Origin of the sequence: Roseateles sp. (assembly GCF_039595295.1) — a bacterium.
Lineage (GTDB): Bacteria > Pseudomonadota > Gammaproteobacteria > Burkholderiales > Burkholderiaceae_C > Roseateles.
In genome coordinates, this window is sequence record NZ_JBCNLU010000038.1 from 18,050 (window position 1) to 42,180 (window position 24,131).

General features: G+C 68.4%; 20 protein-coding genes and 1 pseudogene. 13 read left to right on the forward strand and 8 right to left on the reverse strand.

All coding sequences use genetic code 11. The features are described from left to right. Positions 1 to 2: 2 nt before the first annotated feature. From ABDW59_RS20440 to ABDW59_RS20460, 5 genes are all read right to left on the reverse strand, one after another. Positions 3 to 1,049: an ABC transporter substrate-binding protein gene (locus tag ABDW59_RS20440; RefSeq protein WP_343632546.1), complete on the reverse strand. Its 1,047-nt coding sequence runs from the start codon at positions 1,047 to 1,049 to the stop codon at positions 3 to 5. Positions 1,050 to 1,241: 192 nt separating this feature from the next. Beyond that, positions 1,242 to 2,504 (reverse strand): M20/M25/M40 family metallo-hydrolase, encoded by a 1,263-nt coding sequence (locus ABDW59_RS20445; protein ID WP_343632548.1) that lies wholly within the window; start codon positions 2,502 to 2,504, stop codon positions 1,242 to 1,244. Positions 2,505 to 2,610: 106 nt separating this feature from the next. Continuing rightward, the gene (gene uraD / locus ABDW59_RS20450) at positions 2,611 to 4,386 is read right to left on the reverse strand and encodes a 2-oxo-4-hydroxy-4-carboxy-5-ureidoimidazoline decarboxylase (RefSeq protein WP_343632585.1); all 1,776 of its coding nucleotides are present in this window, start codon (positions 4,384 to 4,386) and stop codon (positions 2,611 to 2,613) included. Between the two features lie 57 nt (positions 4,387 to 4,443). Next, positions 4,444 to 5,400: an allantoinase PuuE gene (puuE, locus tag ABDW59_RS20455; RefSeq protein ID WP_343632550.1), complete on the reverse strand. Its 957-nt coding sequence runs from the start codon at positions 5,398 to 5,400 to the stop codon at positions 4,444 to 4,446. A gap of 4 nt (positions 5,401 to 5,404) precedes the next feature. After that, entirely contained in the window at positions 5,405 to 6,088 is a 684-nt protein-coding gene (locus ABDW59_RS20460; protein WP_343632552.1) for a GntR family transcriptional regulator, read from the reverse strand. 51 nt (positions 6,089 to 6,139) lie between these two features. Here ABDW59_RS20460 and uraH point away from each other — a divergent pair, with 51 nt between their 5' ends. The 5 genes from uraH (at position 6,140) to ABDW59_RS20485 (ending at position 10,435) form a co-directional block, all read left to right on the forward strand. Next, positions 6,140 to 6,493, forward strand: a complete 354-nt coding sequence (uraH, locus tag ABDW59_RS20465) for a hydroxyisourate hydrolase (RefSeq protein ID WP_343632554.1) — start codon at positions 6,140 to 6,142, stop codon at positions 6,491 to 6,493. 19 nt (positions 6,494 to 6,512) lie between these two features. Next, complete coding sequence (xdhC, locus tag ABDW59_RS20470; protein ID WP_343632556.1) at positions 6,513 to 7,319, forward strand: xanthine dehydrogenase accessory protein XdhC; 807 nt, start codon at positions 6,513 to 6,515, stop codon at positions 7,317 to 7,319. Between the two features lie 163 nt (positions 7,320 to 7,482). Beyond that, positions 7,483 to 8,715: a urate hydroxylase PuuD gene (locus ABDW59_RS20475; protein WP_343632558.1), complete on the forward strand. Its 1,233-nt coding sequence runs from the start codon at positions 7,483 to 7,485 to the stop codon at positions 8,713 to 8,715. A gap of 93 nt (positions 8,716 to 8,808) precedes the next feature. Beyond that, positions 8,809 to 9,363: an exonuclease gene (locus ABDW59_RS20480; RefSeq protein ID WP_343632560.1), complete on the forward strand. Its 555-nt coding sequence runs from the start codon at positions 8,809 to 8,811 to the stop codon at positions 9,361 to 9,363. A 139-nt stretch (positions 9,364 to 9,502) separates the two neighbouring features. Next, entirely contained in the window at positions 9,503 to 10,435 is a 933-nt protein-coding gene (locus ABDW59_RS20485; protein WP_343632562.1) for a sugar kinase, read from the forward strand. Between the two features lie 181 nt (positions 10,436 to 10,616). Here ABDW59_RS20485 and ABDW59_RS20490 read toward each other — a convergent pair whose 3' ends face one another. From ABDW59_RS20490 to ABDW59_RS20500, 3 genes are all read right to left on the reverse strand, one after another. Then, positions 10,617 to 11,411: a rhamnogalacturonan acetylesterase gene (locus ABDW59_RS20490; RefSeq protein WP_343632564.1), complete on the reverse strand. Its 795-nt coding sequence runs from the start codon at positions 11,409 to 11,411 to the stop codon at positions 10,617 to 10,619. Between the two features lie 3 nt (positions 11,412 to 11,414). Further along, entirely contained in the window at positions 11,415 to 14,441 is a 3,027-nt protein-coding gene (locus ABDW59_RS20495) for a TonB-dependent receptor (RefSeq protein ID WP_343632566.1), read from the reverse strand. A gap of 185 nt (positions 14,442 to 14,626) precedes the next feature. Then, positions 14,627 to 14,971, reverse strand: a complete 345-nt coding sequence (locus tag ABDW59_RS20500; RefSeq protein WP_343632568.1) for a cupin domain-containing protein — start codon at positions 14,969 to 14,971, stop codon at positions 14,627 to 14,629. 256 nt (positions 14,972 to 15,227) lie between these two features. Here ABDW59_RS20500 and kduI point away from each other — a divergent pair, with 256 nt between their 5' ends. The 8 genes and pseudogenes from kduI to ABDW59_RS20540 form a co-directional block, all read left to right on the forward strand. Then, on the forward strand, positions 15,228 to 16,064 hold the full coding sequence (gene kduI / locus ABDW59_RS20505) for a 5-dehydro-4-deoxy-D-glucuronate isomerase (RefSeq protein WP_343632570.1): 837 nt from the start codon (positions 15,228 to 15,230) through the stop codon (positions 16,062 to 16,064). A gap of 25 nt (positions 16,065 to 16,089) precedes the next feature. Beyond that, a complete protein-coding gene (gene kduD / locus ABDW59_RS20510) occupies positions 16,090 to 16,851 on the forward strand; it encodes a 2-dehydro-3-deoxy-D-gluconate 5-dehydrogenase KduD (protein ID WP_343632572.1) in 762 nt (253 codons plus the stop codon). Between the two features lies 1 nt (position 16,852). Continuing rightward, positions 16,853 to 17,740, forward strand: a complete 888-nt coding sequence (locus tag ABDW59_RS20515) for a sugar ABC transporter permease (RefSeq protein ID WP_343632574.1) — start codon at positions 16,853 to 16,855, stop codon at positions 17,738 to 17,740. 35 nt (positions 17,741 to 17,775) lie between these two features. After that, positions 17,776 to 18,702, forward strand: coding sequence for a carbohydrate ABC transporter permease (locus ABDW59_RS20520; protein WP_343632576.1), 927 nt, complete (start codon positions 17,776 to 17,778; stop codon positions 18,700 to 18,702). 109 nt (positions 18,703 to 18,811) lie between these two features. After that, positions 18,812 to 19,921, forward strand: a pseudogene (gene ugpC / locus ABDW59_RS20525) (sn-glycerol-3-phosphate ABC transporter ATP-binding protein UgpC); the annotation flags it as partial. A 98-nt stretch (positions 19,922 to 20,019) separates the two neighbouring features. After that, positions 20,020 to 21,366 carry an ABC transporter substrate-binding protein gene (locus ABDW59_RS20530; protein WP_343632578.1) on the forward strand — a complete coding sequence of 449 codons (1,347 nt, stop codon included), beginning with the start codon at positions 20,020 to 20,022 and terminating at the stop codon, positions 21,364 to 21,366. 17 nt (positions 21,367 to 21,383) lie between these two features. Continuing rightward, a complete protein-coding gene (locus ABDW59_RS20535; RefSeq protein ID WP_343632580.1) occupies positions 21,384 to 22,535 on the forward strand; it encodes an oligogalacturonate lyase family protein in 1,152 nt (383 codons plus the stop codon). Beyond that, positions 22,535 to 24,131 (forward strand): pectinesterase family protein (locus ABDW59_RS20540; protein ID WP_343632582.1); only part of this gene is annotated, 1,597 nt, incomplete at its 3' end. The genes ABDW59_RS20535 and ABDW59_RS20540, both read left to right, overlap by 1 nt.

Here is a 24,131-nt window from a genome sequence, read left to right on the forward strand (position 1 = left end):
GCTCACTTCTTCGCCGGCGGCAGGACGTTCAGCTCGGCGGCCGAGGGCAGGAAGCTGCCGTTCCACACGGCGATCGGATCGACGCGGGTCTTGGTGCCGTAGGCGTCGGAGACCTGGCTGGCCATCAGGCTCATGCGCGGCACGGCGATCTGGCCGAAGCCCTCGGCGCGCGCGTCCGGGCTGGCGATGACGGCGTCGATGGCCATGCGTAGGCGGCGCTTCTCCAGGTCCGCGTTGGCGATGCCGTCGCGCTCCTTCACGTAGGCGATGGCGGCGTCGGGATTGGCCATGACTTCCTTGGCGCCCTTGGCGAAGGCGCGCAGGAAGGCCTTGAGCTGCTCGGGGTGTTCCTTGATGAACTTGGGCGAGGCGATGATCGCGTTGCCGTAGAGCTTCACGCCGTGATCCGGATAGGGGAAGACGACGACATCGGAGGCCTTCACGCCGCGCGCCTCCAGGCTCAGCAGCGAGGTGAAGGAGAAGCCGGTGATCGCGTCCACGTCGCCGCGCGCGAGCATGGTCTCGCGCAGCGGCGGATCCATGCTGATCCATTGCACCGGGCCGATCCGGTTGGCCTTGGCCAGCACCGGGAAGCCGCGCCGCCCGGCGTCGAAAGCCGGCGCGCCGAGCTTCTTGCCGGCGAGCTCCTGCAGGGACTTGATGCCGCTCTTCTTCAGCGCGAGCACCGCGGCCGGCGTGTTGTTATAGACCATCATCACGGCCACCGGCTTGGACGGCGCGTCCGGATTGTTGGCGTGGAATTCCATCAGCGCCGCCATGTCGGCGAAGCCCAGGTCGTAGGCGCCCGAGGCCACCCGCAGCACCGCGCCGCCGGAGCCGTTGCCCGCATCGACGGCCACGTCCAGCTTCTCCTGCTTGAAGTAGCCCTTGGCGACGGGCAGGAGGAACAGCGCCGAGGGACCCTCGAAGCGCCAGTCCAGCTGGAACTTGATCGGCGTGGTCTGAGCCTGGGCCTGGGCGACGAGGCCGGTCATCAGGCTCAGCGCGAGGGCGGCCTGGCGCAGAACGCCGCGGCGGGTTGCAAGCATCGTGGTCTCCTGTGAATCAACAGGGAAGACCAACGCAACCGTCATGCCATCTTCACGCCGCATACGCCATATGGCGTACCCAATCGTTTGCGACGGCCGATCGCCACGCATCCGTCAATGTATGCAGATCGTGCCGTGCTTTGTATACAAAACGCGAAGCACGTTCTGGGTGCATCGCGCGCCAGATTGGGGTCAGGACTTGCGCAGCAGGTCGAGGAGCGTGCGGGCGACGACCTGGGTCGCGCGGCGCAGATCGGCCAGATCGACGCGCTCGTCGGCGCGCTTGGCGTGGGACTCCAGCACGGTGCGCGGACCCGCGCCGTAGATCGCCGCCGGGATGCCGTGCTCCCCATACAGGCGCACGTCGGTGTACAGCGGCGTGCCCGAGGTCGGGATGGGCTCGCCGAAGACGGCCTCCCCGTGACGCTGCAAGGCCTCCACCAGCGGCTGGTTGCCGGGCAGCGGCTTCAGCGAGCGCGCCAGCAGCAGTCGCCGCACATCGACCGTGATGCCGGCGACGCTCGCCGCGGCCTGGGCGATGGTGTCGCGGATCTCGGCCTCGACGACGACCGGATCCTCCTCGGGAATCATCCGGCGATCGAGCTTGAGCACGACCTTGCCCGGCACCACGTTCGTGTTGGTGCCGCCCTCGATGCGGCCGACGTTCAGGTAGGGATGCTTGATGCCTTCCACCTGGGACGTGACTTTCTTGTACTCGGCATTGCGCGCATAAAGCGCGTTCAGGATCACGACGGCGCCCTGCAGCGCGTCGACGCCGGTGTCGGGAATCGCGGCATGCGCCATGCGGCCGTGTACCGTGACCTCCATCTGCAGGCAGCCGTTGTGTGCCGTCACGACCTGGTAGCTGAAGCCCGCGGCGAGCAGGAAGTCAGGCCGGGTCAGGCCTTGCTTGAGCAGCCAGCCGGGGCCCAGCTCGCCGCCGAATTCCTCGTCGTAGGTGAAGTGCAGCTCGACGCCGCCGCGCAGCGCGACGCCCTGCGCCCGCAGCGCCTCGAGCGCCCGCAGCGCGAAGGTGTAGGTCGAGAAGTCGCTCTTGCTCACCGCCGACGCGCGGCCGTAGAGCTGGCCGCCGTCGATTTCCGCGCCATAGGGATCGTGGGTCCAGCCCTCGCCGGGGGGGACCACATCGCCATGCGCATTCAGCGCGATCACCGGCCCTTGCTCATCGAAGCGGCGCCGCACGATCAAGTTGGTCAGCGACTCCAGGCCGTACTCGCGCACCTCGGCCTGCGGCACCGGATGCTGCTCCGCCTCGTAGCCCATGGCGGCGAGCAGCTCGGCGGTGCGCGCCGCATGCGGCGCGTTGTTGCCGGGCGGCGTGTCGGTGGGCACGCGCACCAGCGCTTGCAGGTAGCGGACCTGCTCGTCGAAATGCGCGTCGATCCAGGCGTCGAGCGCGTCGTAATGGGCTTGATGAGCGGGCGTGGCAGTCATGGTCGATTCAACTCAAAACGGTGGCGGCAGATTCGCGGAGGAGCTGGTCCGAGCGAAGGCGAGGGCCGGGGCCGGAGCGCCGACGGGACGAGGATGAGGACGACGCTCAGAGCGCATCGAGCAGCGCCTGGAAGGCCTGCACGCAGAGCTCGGTGTCGTCGTTGCTGACGGCCTCCAGCGGGTTGTGGCTGATGCCCAGGTTCAGGCCGCGCTGGAACAGCATGGCCTGCGGCATCGCCTGATGCAGCTTCATCGCGTCGTGGCCGGCGCCGGAGGGCATGCGGTGGATGGGGAGCCCCAGCGCGCTCACCGCGCGTTCCCAGCGCGCCTGCCAAGCGGCATCGCTGGGCGCGGCGGCGGCGGTTTCGGTGCGCTCGAGCGTGAAGGTGAGGCCGCGACGCTCGCAGATCTCGGCGAGTTTGGCTCGCACGTCGGCATCGAGCGCATCGCGTGCGGCGTCGGTGGTCGCGCGCAGATCCAGGCTGAATCGGCACCGGCCCGGGATCACGTTGATCGAGCCGTTGGGCACCTGCAGCTGGCCCACGGTGCCGACGACCTCCGGCACGGCGCCGGCGCGTTCCTCGACGAAGAGGATCAGCTCCGCCACCGCGGCGGCGGCGTCGCGGCGTCGACCCATCGGCGTCGTGCCCGCGTGCGAGGCCAGCCCGCGCAGCTCGCCGACATAGCGGATGCTGCCGTTGATCGAGGTGACGATGCCCAAGGGCAGGTCCAGCTCGTTGAGCACCGGTCCCTGCTCGATGTGGACCTCGACGAAGCCCAGATAGCGCGAGGGATCTCGTCTCAGCGCCTGGATCGCCTCCATCGTCCCGGGCAGTCCCGCGTCGCGCATCAGGTCGCGCAGGACGACGCCGTCCGCATCGGCCTGATCCAGCCACGCCGGGTCGAAGCGACCCACCAGCGCGCTGGAGCCGAGGAAGGTCGCCTTGTAGCGCTGGCCCTCCTCCTCGCTGAAGCCGATGACCTCCAGCCCGTGTTTGAGGCGACGGCCTTGACGATGCAGCTCGCGCACGCAGATCAGGGGCACGAGGATGCCGAGCCGGCCGTCGTACTTCCCGCCATTGCGGACCGTGTCGTAATGGCTACCGGTGAGCAGCCGAGGTTTGTCCTGATTCTCGCCGTGATAGACGCCGACGACATTGCCGACCGCGTCGATGGACACCTCGTCGAAGCCGCACTCCCGCATCCAGTCGGCGAGCTGCGCCGCCGCCGCGCGATGCGCCTCGGTCAGGTAGAGCGTCGTCAGCTGACCGTGCTCGGCATAGCCGGGATCGGAGAAGCGCGCGAGCGACTCCGCCCAGTCCCAGACCTGATTGCCCAGCGTCGGCGTGACGCCGAACTTGTCGTTCAGCCGGATCTCGGCGATGCGATGGATGTTGCGCAGGCACTCGGCGCGCTCGATGTCCGGATGCGCGTTCAGGCGACGGGCGAAGGTTTCGATGATCTGCGCGCGCGACAGGCCGTCGCCGCGCGGTCCGCGCACCGCCAGGATGAAGGGCCAGCCGAAGCGCGCGTTGTAGTCGGCGTTGAGCTGCTGCAAGCGCGCGAACTCGTCCGGCGTGCAATCGGTCAGACCGGCCTTGCTCTGCTCGTTCGTGGACTCTGCCGTCAGCGTCTTCGACACCATCGCCTTGCCGGCGAGCTCCGGGTGGGCGCGGATCAAACCGAGCTGCTCGTCGATCGCGGCGTGGCGGACCACGTCCGCCAGCGCGAGCTTGAGCGCCGCCAGGCTTGCGAAGCCGTCGGCCGGCCGCGCCGAGAAGGCGCGTTCGGCGATCCAGGGCGAGTGCTCGTACACGCCGTCCAGCAGCGCGACGAAACCGTCCGCGTCGGCGGCGTTGAGAAGGGGAAGGCTGAGGCGGATGGCGGTCATGATCGAGGATCCGGCGAGGTCGTGCGGGCGTGTGTCGCGATGGCGGGATCAGCCCCAGACAAAGGCCTTGTCGGCATCGAAGGGATGCGTGGCGCGCCAGTGGCGGGCGATGTCGACGCGGCGGCAGACCCAGACGCGATCGTGCTTCTCGACGTGGTCGAGGAAGCGCTGCAGCGCGCGCATGCGGCCCGGGCGGCCCAGCAGCCGGCAGTGCATGCCGATGCTCATCATCCGCGGCATCTCCGCGCCCTCGGCATAGAGCACGTCGAAGCTGTCGCGCAGGTACTCGAAGAACTCGTCGCCGTGGCTGAAACCTTGCGGCAGCGCGAAGCGCATGTCGTTGCAATCCAGCGTGTAGGGCACGACCAGATGCGGCGCCAGCGCGCCGTCGCTCTTGCGCACGTTGAGCCAGAAGGGCAGGTCGTCGCCGTAGTAATCGCTGTCGTACTCGAAGCCGCCGAAATCGGCGACGAGCCGGCGCGTGTTGGGGCTGTCACGGCCGGTGTACCAGCCCGACGGCCGCTCGCCGGTCATGCGCTGGAGGATGTCCATGCCGATCTCCATGTGCTGGCGCTCGGTGGCCTCGTCCATGCCCTGGTAATGAATCCAGCGCCAGCCGTGGCAGGCGATCTCATGGTGCAGCTCGACCAGCGCCTTCGTCAGCTCGGGGTGCCGCTCCAGCGCCATCGAGACGCCGAAGACGGTCAGCGGCAGGGCGCGGCGCTCGAACTCGCGCAGCAGCCGCCACACGCCCACCCGCGAGCCGTACTCGTAGATCCCTTCCATGCTCAGGTGCCGCGCCGGATAGGACGCCGGGTTGAACATCTCCGACAGGAACTGCTCGCTGCCGGGGTCCCCGTGCAGCACCGAGTTCTCGCCGCCTTCCTCGTAGTTGAGGACGAACTGCACGGCGATGCGGGCCTGGCCCGGCCATCGCGCCTGCGGCGGATGTTCGCCGTAGCCGATCAGGTCGCGGGGGTAGCCGGGAGAGACGACGGGTTTCATGGCTTCAGCCTTGCAGCGCGGACTTCAGGTCCTGCACGCGCGGATTGAGTCGCAGGTTGGCCTCGACGTTGCCGAGGTGCGCATCGAGCAATTTCAGCGCCGCGCGCTTGTCGCGGGCCTCGAGCGCGTCGACGATGGCTTCGTGCTCGGCCTGTGACTCGGCGGCGGAATGTGAGCTCTGGTACATGAGCGCGATCAGCGAGCTGCGCGACAGCAGGTCGGTCAGCAGCTGCGCCAGCACTTCGTTGCCCTGCATGCGTGCCAGCACCACGTGGAAGTCGGCCAGCAGCCGGGTGCGGCCGGGGACGTCGGTGCGGGTGACGGCCTCGCGCTCCTGCTTCAAGTGGCTGCGCAGCTGACGGATCTGCTGGGGAGTGATGCGCTGACAGAGGTCGGCCAGCATGGCGGCTTCCAGCATCTTGCGAACCTCGAAGACCTGACGCGCCTCCTCGACGCTGGGCTGCGCGACGAAGGCGCCGCGGGCGGGCTCCAGCTTCACGAGCCGGTCGCGGCTGAGCTGGTTCAGCGCCTGGCGCACCAGCGTGCGGGAGCAGTCGAAGATGTCGGCGAGCTGCTGCTCGACCAGCTTGGTGCCGGGCATCAGGCGGCGCTCGACGATCGCCTGCGTGATGGAGGCGGTGATGCGCTCGGTGACCGAAGCGCCGACGTCGTGATCGCGTGCGTTCATGTGTCCGATAGTGTATACACTTTGCGCTTTCCATCTCTTCAAAAGCATCCGATGGGCAAGCTCACCACCCATGTGTTGGACACCATGCACGGCAGCCCGGCCGGCGGCATGGCCGTGCGGCTGTACCGCATCGAGTCCGGCGAGCCGCGTCTGCTGCAGGTGCTGACCCTGAACGCCGACGGCCGCGCGGACGGCCCCCTGCTGGAGGGCGCCGCCTTGCAGGTTGGCCGCTACCGGCTGGTGTTCGAGGTCGCGGACTACTTTCGCTCGCGGCGCGTGACGCTGCCCGAGCCGGCCTTCCTGGACGAGGTCCCGCTCGACTTCGGCATCGCCGATCCCGGCGCCCACTATCACGTGCCCTTGCTGGCCAGCCCCTGGTCGTATTCGACCTACCGGGGCAGCTGAGCGGGGCGGGCGGCGTCTCATGCGTCCCTGGCAAACCCTGGCCCTGCGGCTCGCGCGTGAGCCCGCGGTGCTGGTGCGTGTCGACGAGGTGCGGGGCAGCGGCCCGCGCGAGGTTGGCGCGTGGATGGCGGTCACGGCCTCCGACGTGGTCGGCACCATCGGCGGCGGACAACTGGAGTTCGACGCCACCGCCCGCGCCCGCGCCGCGCTCGCGGCGGGGCGGGTGATCGATCCGCGCCAGCGATTCGCGCTCGGCCCGTCGCTGGGGCAGTGCTGCGGCGGCGTGGTGTTCCTGAGCTTCGAGTGGCTGGATGCGCAAGCGATCGCCGGTCTGTCGAATCGGCTGGGCGCCCAGGACGGTTGGCGCCGGGTGGCGCTCTTCGGCGGCGGCCATGTGGGCCGCGCCATCGTGGACCTGCTGGCGCGGCTCCCGGTCCTCGTGCATTGGATCGACAGCCGCGAGGACATGTTCCCGGAACCGCTGCCCGACAACGTCCGCGCCGAGCAGTCCGAGCCGGTGCAGGCCGCGGTGGCGTCGCTGGCGCCGGACTCTCACGTGCTGATCATGAGCTTCAGCCATGCCGAAGATCTGGACGTGCTGGCCGCCTGTCTCAAGCGCCAGCGCGAGGCCCGCGATCTGCCCTACATCGGCCTGATCGGCAGCAAGAGCAAGTGGGCGACCTTCCGACACCGGTTGGAGGCGCGCGGCTTCAGCCCGGAAGAGCTCACCCATGTGACCTGCCCGATCGGCATCCCCGGCATTCCGGGCAAGCAGCCGGAGATGGTGGCGCTGGCCGTCGTCGCTCAACTGATGCAGGCACGCTGAACGCGGCGATCGCAGGGGTCTTCACTCTCCATCCTGAGCGCCGGACTGTATACACTCGCGCTCGACGTCGCAGCGGTGCCACCGGTCTCCGGACCTTCAGAGCGCGACGCCAGCCGGTTCACAGCGCCCGCAGTGGTGGTCCGGAACTTGCAATTCGTTCGTGATGGACAGCTACCTGCTTGATTGGGCCAATCTGCTGCTGCGCTGGCTGCATGTGATCGTGGCCATCGCCTGGATCGGCGCTTCGTTCTACTTCGTCTGGTTGGACAACCACCTGCTCAAGCCGCAGGCCCCCGAGCTCAAGGCCAAGGGCGTGGACGGCGAGCTGTGGGCGGTGCACGGCGGCGGCTTCTACAACCCGCAGAAGTACATGGTCGCGCCCGCCGATCTCCCGCAGCACCTGCACTGGTTCTACTGGGAGAGCTACTGGACCTGGATGAGCGGCTTCGCGCTCTTCGCGCTGCTGTATCTCTTCAACGCCGACACCTATCTGATCGACAAGCGCGTCCACGACTGGAGCGCGCCCGCGGCCGTGGCCGGCGCGCTGGGCTTCCTGGTCGGCGGCTGGCTGATCTACGACCAGATCTGCCGGCGCTTAGGCCGCAAGGCCGACGGAGCCATCGGCAACGACGGCGTGGTGCTGGGCTTGATCGCCGTCGTTGTCGCGGTCGCGGCCTGGGGGGCGAGCCAGCTCTTCGCGGGCCGGGCCGCCTTCCTGATCGTGGGCGCGATGCTCGCCACCATGATGAGCGCCAACGTCTTCTTCTGGATCATTCCGGGCCAGAAGCAGGTCATCGCCGACATGCGGGCCGGGCGGCCGGTGGACCCGGTCCACGGCCAGCGCGGCAAGCAGCGCAGCGTGCACAACACCTACTTCACGCTGCCGGTGCTGATCGCGATGCTGTCCAACCATTACGGCATGCTCTATCAGCACGAGCACAACTGGCTGGTGCTGATCGGGCTGATGCTGGTCGGCGCGCTGGTGCGGACCTGGTTCGTGAAGCGCCACAAGGGCGTGAACGCGTGGCCGCTGCTGGTGATCGTCGCGGCGCTGCTGGCGGCGCTGATCGCCTGGCTGGCGCCGAGGCCCGTCGCGACATCGTCGGGCTCGTCGGCGACGACCTCGACCGCATCTGCCGTGGCCGCAGTGCCGGCGGTGCCGGCCAAGGTCAGCTTCGAGCAGGTGAGCAAGATCGTCACCGACCGCTGCCTCGCCTGCCACAACGCGGCGCTGGCGCCCAAGCGGATCCAGTTCCACGAGCCCCAACTGATCGAACAGCACGCCGCCGAGATCTATCAGCAGGCCGTGGTGCAGAAGACCATGCCGCTGAACAACGCCACCGGCATCACCGACGAGGAGCGCGCCACCCTGGGCCGCTGGTTCAAGGAGCGCTAGTCGAGCGGCGCCGCGGCCCGCCGGACGCGTCGGTTCCGCCGTTCACCGCATCGCGCGCGGCGGCGTCATGGGCCGCTGCTCTAATCCGCCGTCATGACCGAGATCTACATCAGCACCGACGTCGAGACCGACGGCCCGATCCCGGGGCCGCATTCGCTGCTCAGCATCGGCTCGGCGGCCTACACGGCGGACAAGCGGCTGCTGTCGACCTTCTCCGCCAACCTGGAGACGCTGGAGGGCGCGAGCCCGCACCCCAAGACGGCGGCCTGGTGGGCGACTCAGCCCGAGGCCTGGGCCGCGTGTCGGCTCGACCTGGAGTCGCCGGAAGCGGCGATGCGCCGCTATGTGGCCTGGATCGCGACGCTGCCTGGGAAGCCCGTGTTCGTCGGCTATCCGGCGGGTTTCGACTTCCTCTTCGTCTACTGGTACCTGATCCGCTTCACCGGGGACAGCCCGTTCAGCTTCTCCGCGCTGGACATCAAGAGCTATGCGATGGCGGTGCTCAAGACCGAGTTCCGCGCCACCACCAAGCGCAACATGCCCAAGAGCTGGTTCGATCCGCTGCCCCACACGCATGTGGCGCTGGACGACGCGGTGGAGCAGGGCGCGCTGTTCTGCAACATGCTGAAGGCTCACCGAGGCGAGTGAGGCCCCGGCAGCGTTGAGGTCGGGTCTCTCCGATGGTCGGATTCCCGCGCTGAATCCAGAATCTGAAACGTCGTTTCAGGGGCGCAGTCGCCAGCTGGGGCGGCCGTTCAATCGGACCTGGAAAGCGGAGCGAATCTCGATGACCAAGCGCGTGGCCGTGATCGGCGAATGCATGTTGGAGCTGCAAGGCGAGGCCTTCGGCGCGATGACGCTGGGCTACGGCGGCGACACCTTCAACACGGCGGTCTACCTGCGGCGCTGCGGCGCGGCGGCCGGCATCGAGGTGGCGTATGCGACCGCACTGGGGGAGGACGGATTGAGCGCCGGCTTGCTGGAGCGCTGGCGGGAGCAGGGCATCGATACCGGGCTGGTGCGCAGGATCGCGGGGAAGATGCCGGGGCTCTACATGATCCAGGTCGATCCGGCGGGGGAGCGCAGCTTTCACTACTGGCGGGAGAGCGCGGCGGCGCGGTCCTACTTCGATGCGGCGGTGACGCCGATCGAGGACCAGGCGGGGGAGTTCGATGCGCTGTATCTGAGCGGCATCACGCTGGCGATCCTGCCGGAGAAGGGCAGGGAGCGGCTCTTCGTGTTGATGGCGACGATGCGGGCGCGCGGGGCGCAGGTGGTGTTTGACAACAACTATCGGCCGAGGCTGTGGGCGGATCGGGAAACGGCGCGAGCGGCGTTCGAGCGCGCGTTCGAGCTCGCGACCACGGCGCTGGTGACGGCGGATGATCATCAGGTGTTGATGGGCTTGCCGGATCTTGAGGCGGCCATCGCGCATGCGAAGGGATTGAGCGCGGCGGAGGTGCTCATCAAGCGGGGGGCGGCGTCGACGCTGGTGAGAGAGGCGGGGGGCAAGACCTGGCACGAGGCGGCGACGCAACGGGTCGAGCGCGTCGTGGATACGACGGCGGCGGGGGATTCGTTCGCGGGGGGGTATCTGGCGCGGAGGCTGGCGGGGGAGGGGGCCGTTGAATCGGCTGCCCACGGCAATCGCGTGGCGGCACGGGTCATCGGGCATCGCGGGGCGATCATCTCGGCGGAGGTGATGGGGGATTTGGTTTGAGCGGCCGACGGGCATTGCGCTCTGCGGGAGCTCCCACCCTCTCCCCCGCCCTCTCCCGCCCCGCGGGAGAGGGAGTAATACGGGAGAGGGCACGAATGACCCCCTCGCCCGCTTGCGGGAGAGCGCACGAATGACCCCCTCGCCCGCTTGCGGGAGAGGGCAGGGGAGAGGGTCTTTGGGTTCAGTACACCCAGTCCCTGAGCCCCGGCACCGTCGCCGCGAGCTCTCTGGCGACCATCCCCGAAAACACCTCCGCCCCTTTCGCCCCCAAGTGCGTCCGATCAAACACCGGATTCGCCGCCCCCGCCCGCTCCGATGCTGACGTCGCCTGCGCCGGCGCGCCTGCCGGCTTCGGTGCCATGGCCAGCGTATCCGCCTCCACTTCCCCCATCGCCTGCACCGCATCCCGGCTGATCGCATTCAGATCGATCACCGCGACCTTTCGCTCCGCCGCCACGCGCAACACCGTCTCCGCCCACGGCCTCAAATCATTCTTCAGAACCCCGTGTTCATCGAAGCTCCTCCGCGTCAACGGCGTGAGCATCACCAGCCTCGCCCCCGTCCCCGCCACCTCCTGCGCATACCCCGCGAGGTTCGCCGGAAACTCCGTCGCCAGGTCTGTCGACCGCCCTGGCTTCCCCGGCTGATCGTTGTGCCCGAACTGCATCAGCACCACATCCACCTGCCCGGCGGGCCGCTCCCGCAGCAGCGTCAAGACCTGACCCCACAGTCCCTCTGCCCGATAGCTCTTCGTGCTTCTCCCCCCACGCGCCAGATTGAGACACTGCACCCCCGGCCTGAACCTCGCGCACAAGGCATCCCCATACCCGCTCTTGGTTGCCATCGTCGAATCCCCCACGAGGATCACCCGCAACGACGCGGCCCGGTCCGCAGCGATCTGCGTCCGGGCCGTGTCCTGCGCCTGGGCGGCGCCCGCCGCGAGGGCGAGCGCCGCGAGCCATGCTCGCGTCTTCATCGATCAGAACTTGTAGCTCGCCCCCAGCAGGAACTCCCGGCCGGTGACGTGATACACGACCGGGCTGTTGCGCGCCCGTGAGATGAATTGATCGTTGGCCTCGTTGGTCAGGTTCACACCCTCCAGCGTGATCGTGAGCTTCTCGTTGACCTTGTAGGACAGCGACGCGTCCACGTTGAGCGTGGCGTTCTTCCCTTCGACGTCGTTGTTGTTCTGCCCCGGCACGCGCGTCAGGAACGCCGATCGCCGCGACGCCGACACCCGCGCGCTCAGCTTGTCGTCCTCGTAATACAGCGTGGCGTTCCACGACTTGGGCGACATGTTGAGCAGGTCATCCGTGATGATTGAATCGCTGGTCGGCGAGACCAGGTAGGCGATCTTGGACTTGACGTAGGTGTAGTTCAGCAGCGTGCCGAAGTTCTTGCCCCAGCTCGGCAGGAAAGTGAAGGGCTGCTGGTAGTTCAGCTCGATGCCGCGCAGCTTGCCCCCCGGGGTGTTGATCGGCGTGGTCAGCTGGAAGACCTCTTCGCCGGTGAAGTTGGCCGGCAGCAGCGACAGCGGCAGCCCCGTCTGGTTGTACGGCGCGTTGGTGCGCAGGCTCTGGATGTAGGTGTTGATGTTCTTCTGGAACACGCCCACGCCCAGGAAGGCGTTGCGCGAGAAGTACCACTCCAGGCTGCCGTCGAAGGTCTTCGCGCGGAAGGGCTTCAGATAGGGATTGCCCGTCGTGATCGACAGCGTGCCCGTGGTGCTGATGGTGCCGCCCGGATTCAGGTTGCCCAGCTGCGGACGCGCCATCACCTTGGCCGCAGCGAAGCGCGCGATCAGGTCCGGCGCCAGGTTGGCCGAGATGTTCAGCGCCGGCAGCCAGTCCTTGTACTTCTGGCCGATCACGACCTCGGTGCCGCCGCCGGTGGCCAGGTAGCCGGTGGCCTCCTGCTCCGTCTGCACGTAGCGCACGCCCACGTTGCCCTGCACCTTCAGGCCCAGCACGCGGCCCTCGAAGTCGGCCTGCACGAAGCCGCCCTTGTCCTTCTCCACGACCGCGCGGTTGTTGCCGCGCGCATTGCCGTTGGTGGTCGAGGACAAGGTGAAATCGCCGGGGCCGCCGGCCGGCCCGCTCTTGATGCAGTTGCAGTAGATGTCGTAGGCCGCGGCGATGGCGTTGAGGTCGGGAATGACCCAGGACGTGGGCGTGCCCGCCGGCAGATTCAGACCGCGGCCGAAGCCCGTCAGCATCTTGGTCAGCACCGCCGATCCGGCCGGCGCGGCGAAGATGGTGTCGTTCTGGTTGACGCGCCGGAACTCGTAGGTGTCGAAGTCGTATTTCTTGTAATCGCCGCCGACCTTCAGCGTCAGCCGATCGGGGATCACTTCCCAGGCCAGGTCCACATGCGCGATGTCGTTGCGGTTGTTGGCGCCTTGCGGGCGAATGCGGATCTCGCTGGTCGTGGTGTTGGCCACCGTGGCCGGCTGGTTGGTCGCGACCTGCGGCACGCCCACGATCTGCAGCGCACCGCCGGGCTGCGTCGGATCGAAGGGATAGCTGATCACCGGCAGCCGGTCGTTGCCGCGGAAGTCCAGCGTGTAGCCGTTGACGTTGAGCGCGTCCAGCGTGGTCGTCGTCTGCACCGGATTGCGGAAGCGCGAATCGGCGCGGCCCACCTTGGCATTGAGCTTGAGGTGGTCGGTGATCTCCTGTTCCAGCGTCAGGCTGGGCTGGGTGAAGGTGGTGGACAGCTCGTCGTAGCGGGACTCGGCGCGGATGTCGACCCCGTTGAACACGCCGTACTGCAGCGCGCCGTTGGGCGCGTACTGCGCTTGCACCACGCTGGTCTGCGGCTTGCCGCCCTGGCTCGCGGTACGGCTGAAGGAGATCGCCTCCAGGAAGTCCTCGGCCCGCGTGGCCTTGAGCTTGGAGTACAGGATGTCGAAGGTCAGCAGCGTGCGGTCGGTGGGCTGGACCTGCACCGATCCCGTCAGGCCCAGACGGTCCTGATCATGCGTGAGCCGGCCATAGCGCGGCAGGCGCGGATGGAAGTTGGCGGTGTTGCTGGCCAGGTTGTAGGCGTCGGTGGCGCCTTGCGACGCGGGCAGGCGCGGCACATTCTGCGCGGCGGGACCGCAGGTGGTCGCCGTCGTCGTCGGATTGGCCGGGGTCACGCCTTGCGGCGAGCACCAGCCGCCCGAGGACGCGCCGTTGTCCCACCGCACCGTGCTGAAGCCCTCTTCGAAGAGCCGGCGCTTGGAGTACGCGCCCGAGACCAGCACGCCCACCTTGCGATCGGCGAAGACGTCGCTGATCAGGAAGGCCAGGCGCGGATCGGTCTCGCGCGAGAGGTCGTTGTAGCGCGCCTTGACCGAGCCGGTGATCACGCGCTTGTTGAAGTCGAAGGGCCGCGCGGCGCGCAGGTCCACCGTCGCGCCCAGCGAGCCCTCGTCCACTTCCGCCGAGCTGCTCTTGCGCACGGTAATGGTGTTGAAGAGCTCGGCCGCGAAGACGTTGAAGTCGAAGCCGCGCGAGCGGTTGGCGCCGCCGGAGCTGTCGGTGCCGCCGGTGGTGGCCAGCGCCTCGATGCCGTTGATGCGCACCCGGGTGAAGTCCGCGCCCAGGCCGCGCACCGTGATGTTGCGGCCCTCGCCGGCGTCGCGGTCGATGACCACGCCGGGCACGCGCTGCAGCGACTCGGCCAGGTTGGTGTCGGGGAACTTGGCGATGTCCTCGGCCTTGATCACGTCGACGATGCCGCGGTCCTGTCGCTTGGCATTGAGCGCGCTCGCCAGCGAGGCGCGCAGACCCGTCACGACGACGGTCTCCAGCGACTTGTCGGCGGCGTTCTTGTCAGCGGCAGCGCTGGCCGCCGAGGCGGGGGCGGGCGCGGCGGCCTGATCCTGTGCCCAGGCGGGCAGCGACAGCGTGGCCGTGCCCAGCAGGCAGGCGGCCAGCCGGGTCAGGCGCGGCGGATGAGCGGCGCGAGAGAAAGGCGCGGACGCGGACGTCCCGAGGCGGGTCCCATGGCGTTGGGGCATGTCTTGTCTCCACAAGGTTCTTCTGCGGCCGCGGGCACGGGATCGTGGCCCGTCGCTCTCGCGGCGTCGTTGTCGTCACGGGCGCGCGCAGGGCGCCGTCGGCTCGGGAGCGACCATCGCTGCAGTGCGATCGCCGCCTCGGTACTGCGTGTCGGTACTTCGAAGATCAGGGGACCCGCGGGTCGTCAGAGGTAGTCCTCGCGACGCGGGGAGAACTGGTCCAGCAAGGTGCTGTCCTGTTCCAGGGCGACCACGCCGTGCATGGTCAGGCGCGGGGCGACGAAGGCGTCGCCGGCGCGCAGCAGCTTCTTGACGCCGCCCACCTCGCATTCGAAAGCGCCGCTGATCACGAACGCGATCTGGTCATGCGCGTCATGCGCATGCGGGGTGCCGATCGCGCCCTTGTCGAAGCGCACCAGCACCGACATCAGCTCCGGCGTGTGGCCGACGATCTTGCGGCGGATGCCGTCGCCGAGCTCGGTCCACGGCTCGGCGTCGTTCTCGAAATAGGGGTCGGCGGTCGGATTCATCGGGGGGCGTCTCCTGCAGGCACGGACGGTCCGAAGCCGTCGTTGCAGGCAACTATAGCGAGGATGTCGAAAATTGAAACGCCGGTTCACTACATAGAAACCATAGTTCCGGGAAAGTCCGCAGACTCGTACGCTTCGTTCCATCAGATCCAGGAAGCGCCCCCAAGCCGGGTGTTTCCGACCCGGCAGAACCGGCCGGATGCGCCCGCCGCGCGGTCCGCATCGGACGGTCCCGCACCACCCCACCGAGGAAGACATGGAAATCCGCCAACCCATCCACAGCGAGCACGCCCGCACGCTGGACACCGAAGGCCTGCGCCGTCAGTTCCTGGTCGAGGACCTGTTCCAGCCCGACCAGGCGACGCTGACCTACAGCCAGATCGACCGGATCATCGTGGGCGGGATCATGCCGGTGACCCAGCCGGTGACCTTCGCGCCGGAGCTCGGGAAATACACCGGGACCGATTTCTTCCTGCAGCGGCGCGAGCTGGGCCTGATCAACATCGGCGGCGCGGCGCGCGTCTTCGTCGACGACACCCAGTGCGACATCGGTCCGCGCGAGGCGCTGTACGTCGGCCAGGGCGCGAAGATCATCGAGTTCAAGAGCGTCGACGCGGCCAATCCCGCCAAGCTCTACTTCAACTGCGCGCCGGCCCACACCTCGTATCCCACCCGCAAGGTCACGCTGGCCGAGGCCTCGCCCGAGACGCTGGGCTCGCCCGAGACCAGCAACCGCCGCACCATCTACAAGTTCCTGGTGCCGGACGTGCTGCCGACCTGTCAGCTGCTGATGGGCATGACGCAGCTCGAGCCGGGCAGCCTCTGGAACACCATGCCCTGCCACCAGCATGACCGCCGCATGGAGGTCTATTTCTACTTCGACATGAAGTCGGACGCGGTGGTCTTCCACATGCTGGGCGAGCCCACGCAGACGCGCCACCTGGTCGTGCGCAACGAGCAGGCGGTGATCAGCCCCAGCTGGTCCATCCACTCGGGCGTCGGCACGCAGGCCTACACCTTCATCTGGGGCATGGTGGGCGAGAACCAGGTCTTCAAGGACATGGATCACGTGCCGATGACGGCGCTGCGCTGAGCTCACCGGACGGAAGGGAACAGACATGATCCTGGATCAATTCCAGCTCGCGGGCCGCGTGGCCATCGTCACCGGCTGCAACACCGGCCTGGGGCAGGGCATGGCGGTGGCGCTGGCGCAAGCCGGCGCGGACATCGTCGGCGTCAACGTCTCCGACCCGGTGGAGACCCGCGCCGAGGTCGAGCGCCTGGGCCGCCGCTTCCTCGACCTGCGCGCCAACCTGGGCGACATCAGCTGCATCGAGGGCCTGGTCGCCGAGGCCAAGTCGCTGACCGGCCGCGTGGACATCCTGGTCAACAACGCCGGCATCATCCGCCGCGAGGACGCCATCCGCTTCAGCGAGAAGGACTGGGACGACGTGGTCGATCTCAACCTCAAGACGGTGTTCTTCTTCTCGCAGGCGGTGGCCCGGCAATACCTGGCACAGGGCGGCGGCGGCAAGATCATCAACGTGGCGTCGATGCTCTCGTTCCAAGGCGGCGTGCGGGTGCCCTCGTACACCGCCAGCAAGAGCGGCGTGATGGGCATCACCCGGCTGATGGCCAACGAATGGGCCGCGCACGGCATCAACGTCAACGCGATCGCGCCCGGCTACATGGCGACCAACAACACCGCGGCGCTGCGCCAGGACGAGACGCGCAACGCCGCGATCCTGGACCGCATCCCGGCCGGTCGCTGGGGCAGCCCGGACGACCTCGCGGGCCCGGTCGTGTTCCTTGCGTCCCAGGCGTCGGACTACGTGAACGGCTACACCGTCGCGGTCGACGGGGGCTGGCTGGCGCGCTGACATGTACGAGAACAAGCGCCTGGGCTTTCTCTTCGTGCTGCCCTTCGTGTTGGGGGTGCTGCTGTTCAAGCTCTTCCCCTTCGTGATGAGCTTCGCGCTGAGCTTCACGCAGTACGACCTGATCGACCCGCCCCAGTTCGTCGGGCTGCGGAACTATGAAGAGCTCGCCACCGCGGATCCCCTGTTCCGCCAATCGCTGGGCGTGACGCTGCTCTTCGCGGTGCTGGCGGTGCCGCTGCGCGTGGGCTTCGCGCTGTTCATCGCGCACGTCCTGAACTTCAAGCTGCGCGGCATCAACTTCTTCCGCGCCGCCTTCTACATCCCGTCCATCCTGGGCGGCTCGATCGCGGTGGCGGTGCTGTGGCGCTTCGTCTTCGCGCGCAACGGGCTGGTCAACCTGATCCTGATGAAGCTCGGCTTCGAGCCCATCGCCTGGCTGGCCGACGAGCATTACTCGATGTGGACCATCGTGCTGTTGTTCACCTGGCAATTCGGATCGGCGATGGTGATCTTCCTGGCGGCGCTGCAAAACGTGTCGATCTCGCTCTACGAGGCGGCCGAGTGCGACGGCGCCAGCCGCTGGCAGCAGTTCTGGAAGATCACGGTGCCGCTGATCACGCCGGTGATCTTCTTCAACGTGATCATGCAGATGGTCCACGCCTTCCAGGAATTCAACGGTCCCTACATGATCACCGAGGGCGGCCCGCTGCACTCGACCTACGTGTTGGCGCTCTACATCTACGACCAGAGCTTCCGCTTCTTCAACCTGGGCTACGGGGCGGCGCTGTCCTGGGTGTTGTTCGCGCTGGTCGGCGGCTTGGCGGCGCTGTCCTTCTGGAGCTCCAAGTACTGGGTCTTCTACTCCGGCGAGAAGGAGACCCAACGATGAGCCGATCCCCGATCGGGCGAGAAGGAGAGCAAGCGATGAGCCGCGCACCGATCACCACGAGCGCCTCGAAGCTCCCTCTCCCGCGTGCGGGAGAGGGCGGGGGAGAGGGTCTTCGCCTGATCCTGGGCCGCGACCGCGGCAACCGCTGGCTCCGCTACTTGGCGCTGTCCGCCGTCGCCCTCGTGATGCTCTACCCCCTGCTGTGGCTGGTAGGCGCGTCCTTCAAGAGCAACGCCGAGATCTTCAGCTCCGCCGGATTCTGGCCGGACCGTTTCGACTTCGGCGCCTACGCCAAGGGCTGGAAGACCAGCACGGAGTACAGCTTCGCGACCTACTTCCTGAACAGCTTCCTGATCACCATTCCGCGCATCGCCGTCACGGTGATCTCTTGCGTGCTGGTGGCCTACGCCTTCGCGCGCTTCGAGTTCTGGGGCCGCAAGTTCCTCTTCAGCATCATGATCGCCACGATGATGCTGCCGCTGATCGTGCTGCGGCTGCCGCAGTACCTGGTCTTCCGGGAGATCGGCTGGTTGGATTCCTATCTGCCGCTGATCATCCCCTCCGCCTTCGCGACCGACACTTTCTTCGTCTTCATGCTGGTGCAGTTCCTGCGCGGCATTCCGCGCGACATGGAGGAGGCCGCCCAGATCGACGGTTGCAACGCGCTGCAGCTGCTGTGGCACATCATCGTGCCGCTGCTCAAGCCGGCCATCATTTCGGTCATCGTCTTCCAGTTCATCTGGACGATGAACGACTTCATGGGCCCGCTGATCTATCTGGCCTCGGTCGAGAAGTACCCGGTGTCCCTGGCGCTGAAGATGAGCATCGGCGCGACCGAGGAGGTCGAGTGGGCCAACGTGATCGCGATCTCGGTGGTGGCGCTGATCCCGTCGGTGGCGGTGTTCTTCGCCGCGCAGAAGCACTTCATCGAGGGCGCGACCTCCAGCGGGGTCAAGGGATGAAGCGGGTCACCAGATAGCGCGCATCGAGCGATGACACGGCGGCGCGAGCGCTGCGTGGACGACCGGCGGGACAAGCCGGCGCCGACAAGAACAGACACGGAGACAAGACGTGGCAAGACTGAGCCTGAGCAAGATCGAGAAGGTCTACCCGAACGGATTCAAGGCCGTGCACGGCGTGGACCTGGAAGTGAAGGACGGCGAGTTCATGGTCTTCGTCGGCCCCTCGGGCTGCGCGAAGTCCACGCTGCTGCGCATGATCGCGGGGCTGGAGAGCATTTCCGGCGGCGAGCTGCGCATCGGGGATCGCAACGTCAACGCGCTGCCGCCCAAGCAGCGCGGCATCGCGATGGTGTTCCAGAACTACGCGCTGTACCCGCACATGAAGGTCTACGACAACCTGGCCTTCGGCCTGAAGCTGGCGGGCACGCCCAAGGCCGAACTGGACCAGCGCGTGCGCCATGCCGCCTCGCTGCTGGAGATGGAGCACCTGCTGGACCGCTATCCCAAGCAGCTTTCCGGCGGCCAGGCGCAGCGCGTGGCGGTGGGCCGCGCGATCGTGAAGAAGCCGGATGTCTTCCTCTTCGACGAGCCGCTGTCCAACCTCGACGCCAAGCTGCGCGCCGCGATGCGCGTGCGCCTGACCGAGCTGCACCGCACACTGCGCGAGAGCCGCCAGCCGGCGACGACCATCTACGTGACCCACGACCAGGTCGAGGCCATGACCATGGGCGAGCGCATCTGCGTGCTCAAGGACGGCGTGATCCAGCAGGTGGATACGCCGACGGCGCTCTACGACCGGCCGGCCAACAGCTTCGTGGCGGGCTTCATCGGTTCTCCGGAGATGAATCTGCTGGCGGGTCGGCTGGTGGCGACGGACGCGGGCCTGGCCGTCGAGGTCGGCGGCGCGCGTCTGCCGCTGCCGGCGGACAGAGCGACCGGTGTGGCCGCGCTGCCGCGGATCGACGAGGGCGCCGTCACCTTCGGCCTGCGGCCCGAACACATCGGCATCGTGGCGCGCGCGCAGGGCGACAGCGTCGCGGCGAGCGCGCGGCTTCGCTTCACCGAGCACATGGGCTCGGAGCTCTATCTGCATGCGGACCTCGGCTCGCTGCCGGTGACGGCGCGCGTGCCGGCCGAGCAGGCGTCGGCGCTCGCCGGCCTGTCGCGCGGCGATGCGCTGACGCTGCATTTGCAGATGTCGGCCTGCCACCTCTTCGACGCTTCCAGCGGCGTGAACCTGTTGTCGCCCGCCTGGGCTTCCGCGTCCTCCTCAGGATCGGCGCCGGCATCGCTGCGCGCCGCGCAGGGGACCTTCGCATGAGCCTGCCGCGACGACAGCTGCTGGGGCTCGCGGCGGGCTCCGCCGCGGTGGCCGCGTCCGCCGGCGTGACGGCGGCCCTGACCGCGCCCGCCTTGCTGCGCGCCGAGGATCGCAACGTCGTGCTGCGCTTCGCGTGGTGGGGCGGCGCGGGTCGGCACGAGGCGACGCTGAAGGCCCTGGCGCTCTTCGAGCGCCGCCATCCCGGCGTCAAGGTCAAGGCCGAGTACATGGGCTTCAACGGCTACCTGGAGCGTTTGACGACCCAGATCGCCGGCGGCTCCGAGCCCGACGTGATGCAGATCAACTGGGCCTGGCTGGCGATGTTCAGCAAGCGCGGGAACGGCTTCGCGGATCTGCGCCGGAGCGCCGATCTGATCGACCTGTCGCAGCTGCAGGCGGACGACATCGCCTACGGCGACGTGGCGGGCAAGCTCAATGCGCTGCCCGTGTCCTTCAGCGCGCGGGTGATGCTGTGGAACGCGGCGGCCTTCGAGCGCGCCGGGCTTGCGCTGCCCACGAGCTGGGATGAGCTCTTCGCCGCCGGGCCCGTGTTCAAGCGGGTGCTGGGCGATGACGCTTATCCGCTGGATGGCGAGCTCTACGACATGATGCTGCTGTCCCAGGCCTGGGTGCAGCAGCGCCACGGCACGCCCTACGTCGATCCGGCGAAGCCGCGCGTGGCGATGAGCGAGGCGGCGGCGCTCGATTGGGTGCGCGTCTACCAGCGGCTGATCGGCGATCACGTCGCGACGCCGCTGCCGCTGCGCGCCAGCCTGGGCGGCGCCGAGAAGCCCACCGAGCAGCAACCCGACTGGGTGGTCGGCCGCTGGGCGGGCAACTACACCTGGGACTCGGTCATCGCGCTGCGATCGTCGACGCTGGACAAGCAGCAGCGGCTCGCGCTTGGCGCCTTCCCGACGCTGCCGGGCGCGCTGGACAGCGGCATGTTCGGGCGGCCGACGGTGATGTATGCGGTCAGCCGGCATGCGGAGAAGAACGGCCGCGCCGAGATGGCCGCGCGTCTCGTCAACTTCCTGCTCACCGACCGCGAGGCCGCGACGGTGCTGGGCCGCACGCGCGGGTTGCCGTCGGCGCGCGGGCCCTATGAGCAGCTGAAGGCGGCCGGCGCATTGCCGCCGCTGGAGGTCGCGGCGCACGAGCAGATCCGCGCGCAGCGGGAGTCGGGCCGGCTCAAGCGACCGGCGCCGCTGTTCGAGCATGCACGCCTGCACAAGTTCATGCGCGAGGTCTTCGAGACCGTCGCCTACGGCAAGACCGGCGATGCGGAGGCCGCGCGTCGGCTGGTCGTCGAGGGTCAGGCCTTGCTGCAGCGGATCAAGTAAAGAACTTCCGAGGAATCATGAAAGCCACTGAACGCCAGCTCCGTTTCGTCACCCGCGAGGATCCCGACACCGGCGCGCGCGTCACGCGCCTGACGCCGACCGACGTGACCTGCCACCGCAACTACTTCTATCAGAAGTGCTTCACCAACGACGGCGCTCAGTTGATCTTCGGCGGCGAGTTCGGCCCGGGCAGCAGCTGGAACTACCACCTGCTCGACCTGCGGACGCAGCGCGCGACGCAGCTCACCGACCAGGCCGGCGAGAACACCTTCGGCGGCTTCCTCAGCCCCGACGACCGGCACCTGTACTTCGTCCGCGCCGAGCGGCGGCTGATCCGTCTGTCGCTGAGCGACCTGAGCGAGGAGGTCGTCTACACCGTGCCCGAGGGCTGGGTGGGCTACGGGACCTGGGTGTCCAACAGCGCGTGCACGAAGATGGTCGGCATCGAGATCGCGGCCTCTGACTGGTTCCCGCTCAGCGACTGGCAGAAGTTCCACCAGATGTTCCATGCCAAGCCGCGCTGCCGGCTGATCCGCATCGATCTGGCGACCGGGGCGCGCGAGGTGATCCTCGAGCAGCAAGGCTGGCTGGGCCATCCGCAGTACCGGCCCGGCGACGACCGCACGGTGGCGTACTGCCACGAGGGTCCGCATGACCTGGTCGACGCGCGCATGTGGTTCATCGACGAGGACGGCCGCAACGTGCGCTGCGGTCGCCGGCACGATGTCGGCGAGAGCTGCACCCATGAGTTCTGGGTGCCGGACGGCTCCGCGATGATTTACGTGTCCTACCTCAAGGGGCAGCGCGACCGCTGGATCTGCGCGCTGGATCCGGTGACGCTCGAATCCAGGCGGTTGACGAAGATGCCGCCGTGCTCGCATCTGATGAGCAACCACGACGGCTCGCTGCTGATCGGCGACGGCTGCGATTCGCCGGCCGACGTGGCCGACACCGGCAGTCATCAGATCGCGACCGATCCGTACCTGCATCTCTTCGATCTGAGGGCCGGCACCGAGCGCCGCGTCTCGCGGCATGACAGCTCCTGGCGCGTCTACAAGGGCAACCGGCAGGTCACGCATCCGCATCCGTCCTTCACGCCGGACGAGAAGCAGGTGCTGTTCAGCGCGGATGCCGAGGGCGAGCCGGCGCTGTATCTGGCGGATCTGTGATGCGGAGCTGGCGTGCGCGCGTGATCGAGGCCGTGGCGGCGGCTGGCGGCTGCGTGATGGCGCAGGGCCTCGCGGCTCAGGAACGTCCACAGCTGAGCGACGCGCAGGCCGCGTCGGTCACCATCGCCGCTCACCTGGGCGACTGGGCGCCCGCGCCGCTGGATCCGTTGCGCTGGACGCCGACCTTCGTGGTCGCGGCCGACGGCAGCGGCACGCACCGCTCCGTGCAGGCGGCGCTGGATGCGTTGCCGTCGAGAGCACCAGGCGCCCCGGGCACGTCGGGCGCATCGGGCGCATCGGGCGCTGCCCGCAGCTACATCCTCGTCAAGCCGGGCACCTATCGCGGCCCGCTGTGCGTGCAGGGCAAGGCGCCGTTCGCGCTTTACGGGACGGGTGATCCCTCGGCGGTCGTGCTGGTCGACGGCCGCTACAACGCGCTGCCCAAGGCGCGTGACGCCGCGGCCCAGCCTTGCATCCCCGCGCTGGGCAGCGAGATCGTCGGCACGGCCGGCAGCGCCAGCGTCGCGATCCACAGCGACGACGTGCAGCTCGCTCGGCTGACCATCGCGAACGACGCGATGGATGGCGTGCGCGGCGGCGTCGGCTATCCGCCCGGCGTGTCGGAGAGCGGCGGCGCGCAGGCCGTGGCGCTGATGACCGCCGGCGACCGCATCCAGCTGCAGGACGTGCGGCTGCTGGGCCATCAGGACACCTTCTATGCGGAGCAGCGCCATGGCGCGCGCAGCCGCGTGCTGGTGCGGCGCTCGGAGATCCGCGGCGATGTGGACTTCATCTTCGGCGCCGCGGCGCTTGTGATCGACGACAGCCTGATCGTGAGCCGCGCGGGCCGCCGCATCGCGGGACACGGCGGTCACGTGCTCGCGCCGAGCACGCCGGCCGCGCGCTCGGACGGGATGCTGGTCATCAACAGCCGGCTGTTGTCGGAGCCCGGCGTCGCGGCAGCGAGCATCAGCCTGGGCCGCGCCTGGGACCATGGCGTGAAGGCCGGCCAGTGGCGCAATGCGCCGGAAGCGCCCAACGGTCGCGCGGTGATCCGCGACAGCCTGCTCGGGCCGCATCTCACGGCGTGGTCCGCGTCGACCTCGCGTCGGCCCTTCGGCGCGAGCGGCGACGCGGCGAATCGCATGGCCGAGTACCGCAACCTCGCGCTGCCCGCCGCGGCCTTCGAGCCGATCGCCGCGGGCGACGGTTGGGCCTCGATGGCGGGCGGGACGGTCGGCGGATCGGACGCGCGGCCCGAGGCGGTCCGCTTCGTCCGCACGCGGGCGGAGCTCGACGCAGCCCTGTCGCTCGGCGACACGCCCAAGCTGATCGCGCTGGCCGCGCGCATCGACCTCGCCGCCGATGCGGCCGGCAAGCGCCTGGGCCTCGATGACTTCCGCGACCCCGCTTTCGATCTCGACGCATTCGCGCGCCAGTACGACCCGGCGAGCTGGGGACGCAAGCCGCCGGAAGGCCCGCTGGAGGAGGCGCGCAAGCGCTCGGCGAAACGGCAGGCGGCGCAGGTCGTGGTGAGGCTGCCGTCGCGCACGACGATCGTCGGCGTGACGCCGGATGCGGGCTTCGAGGGCGGCT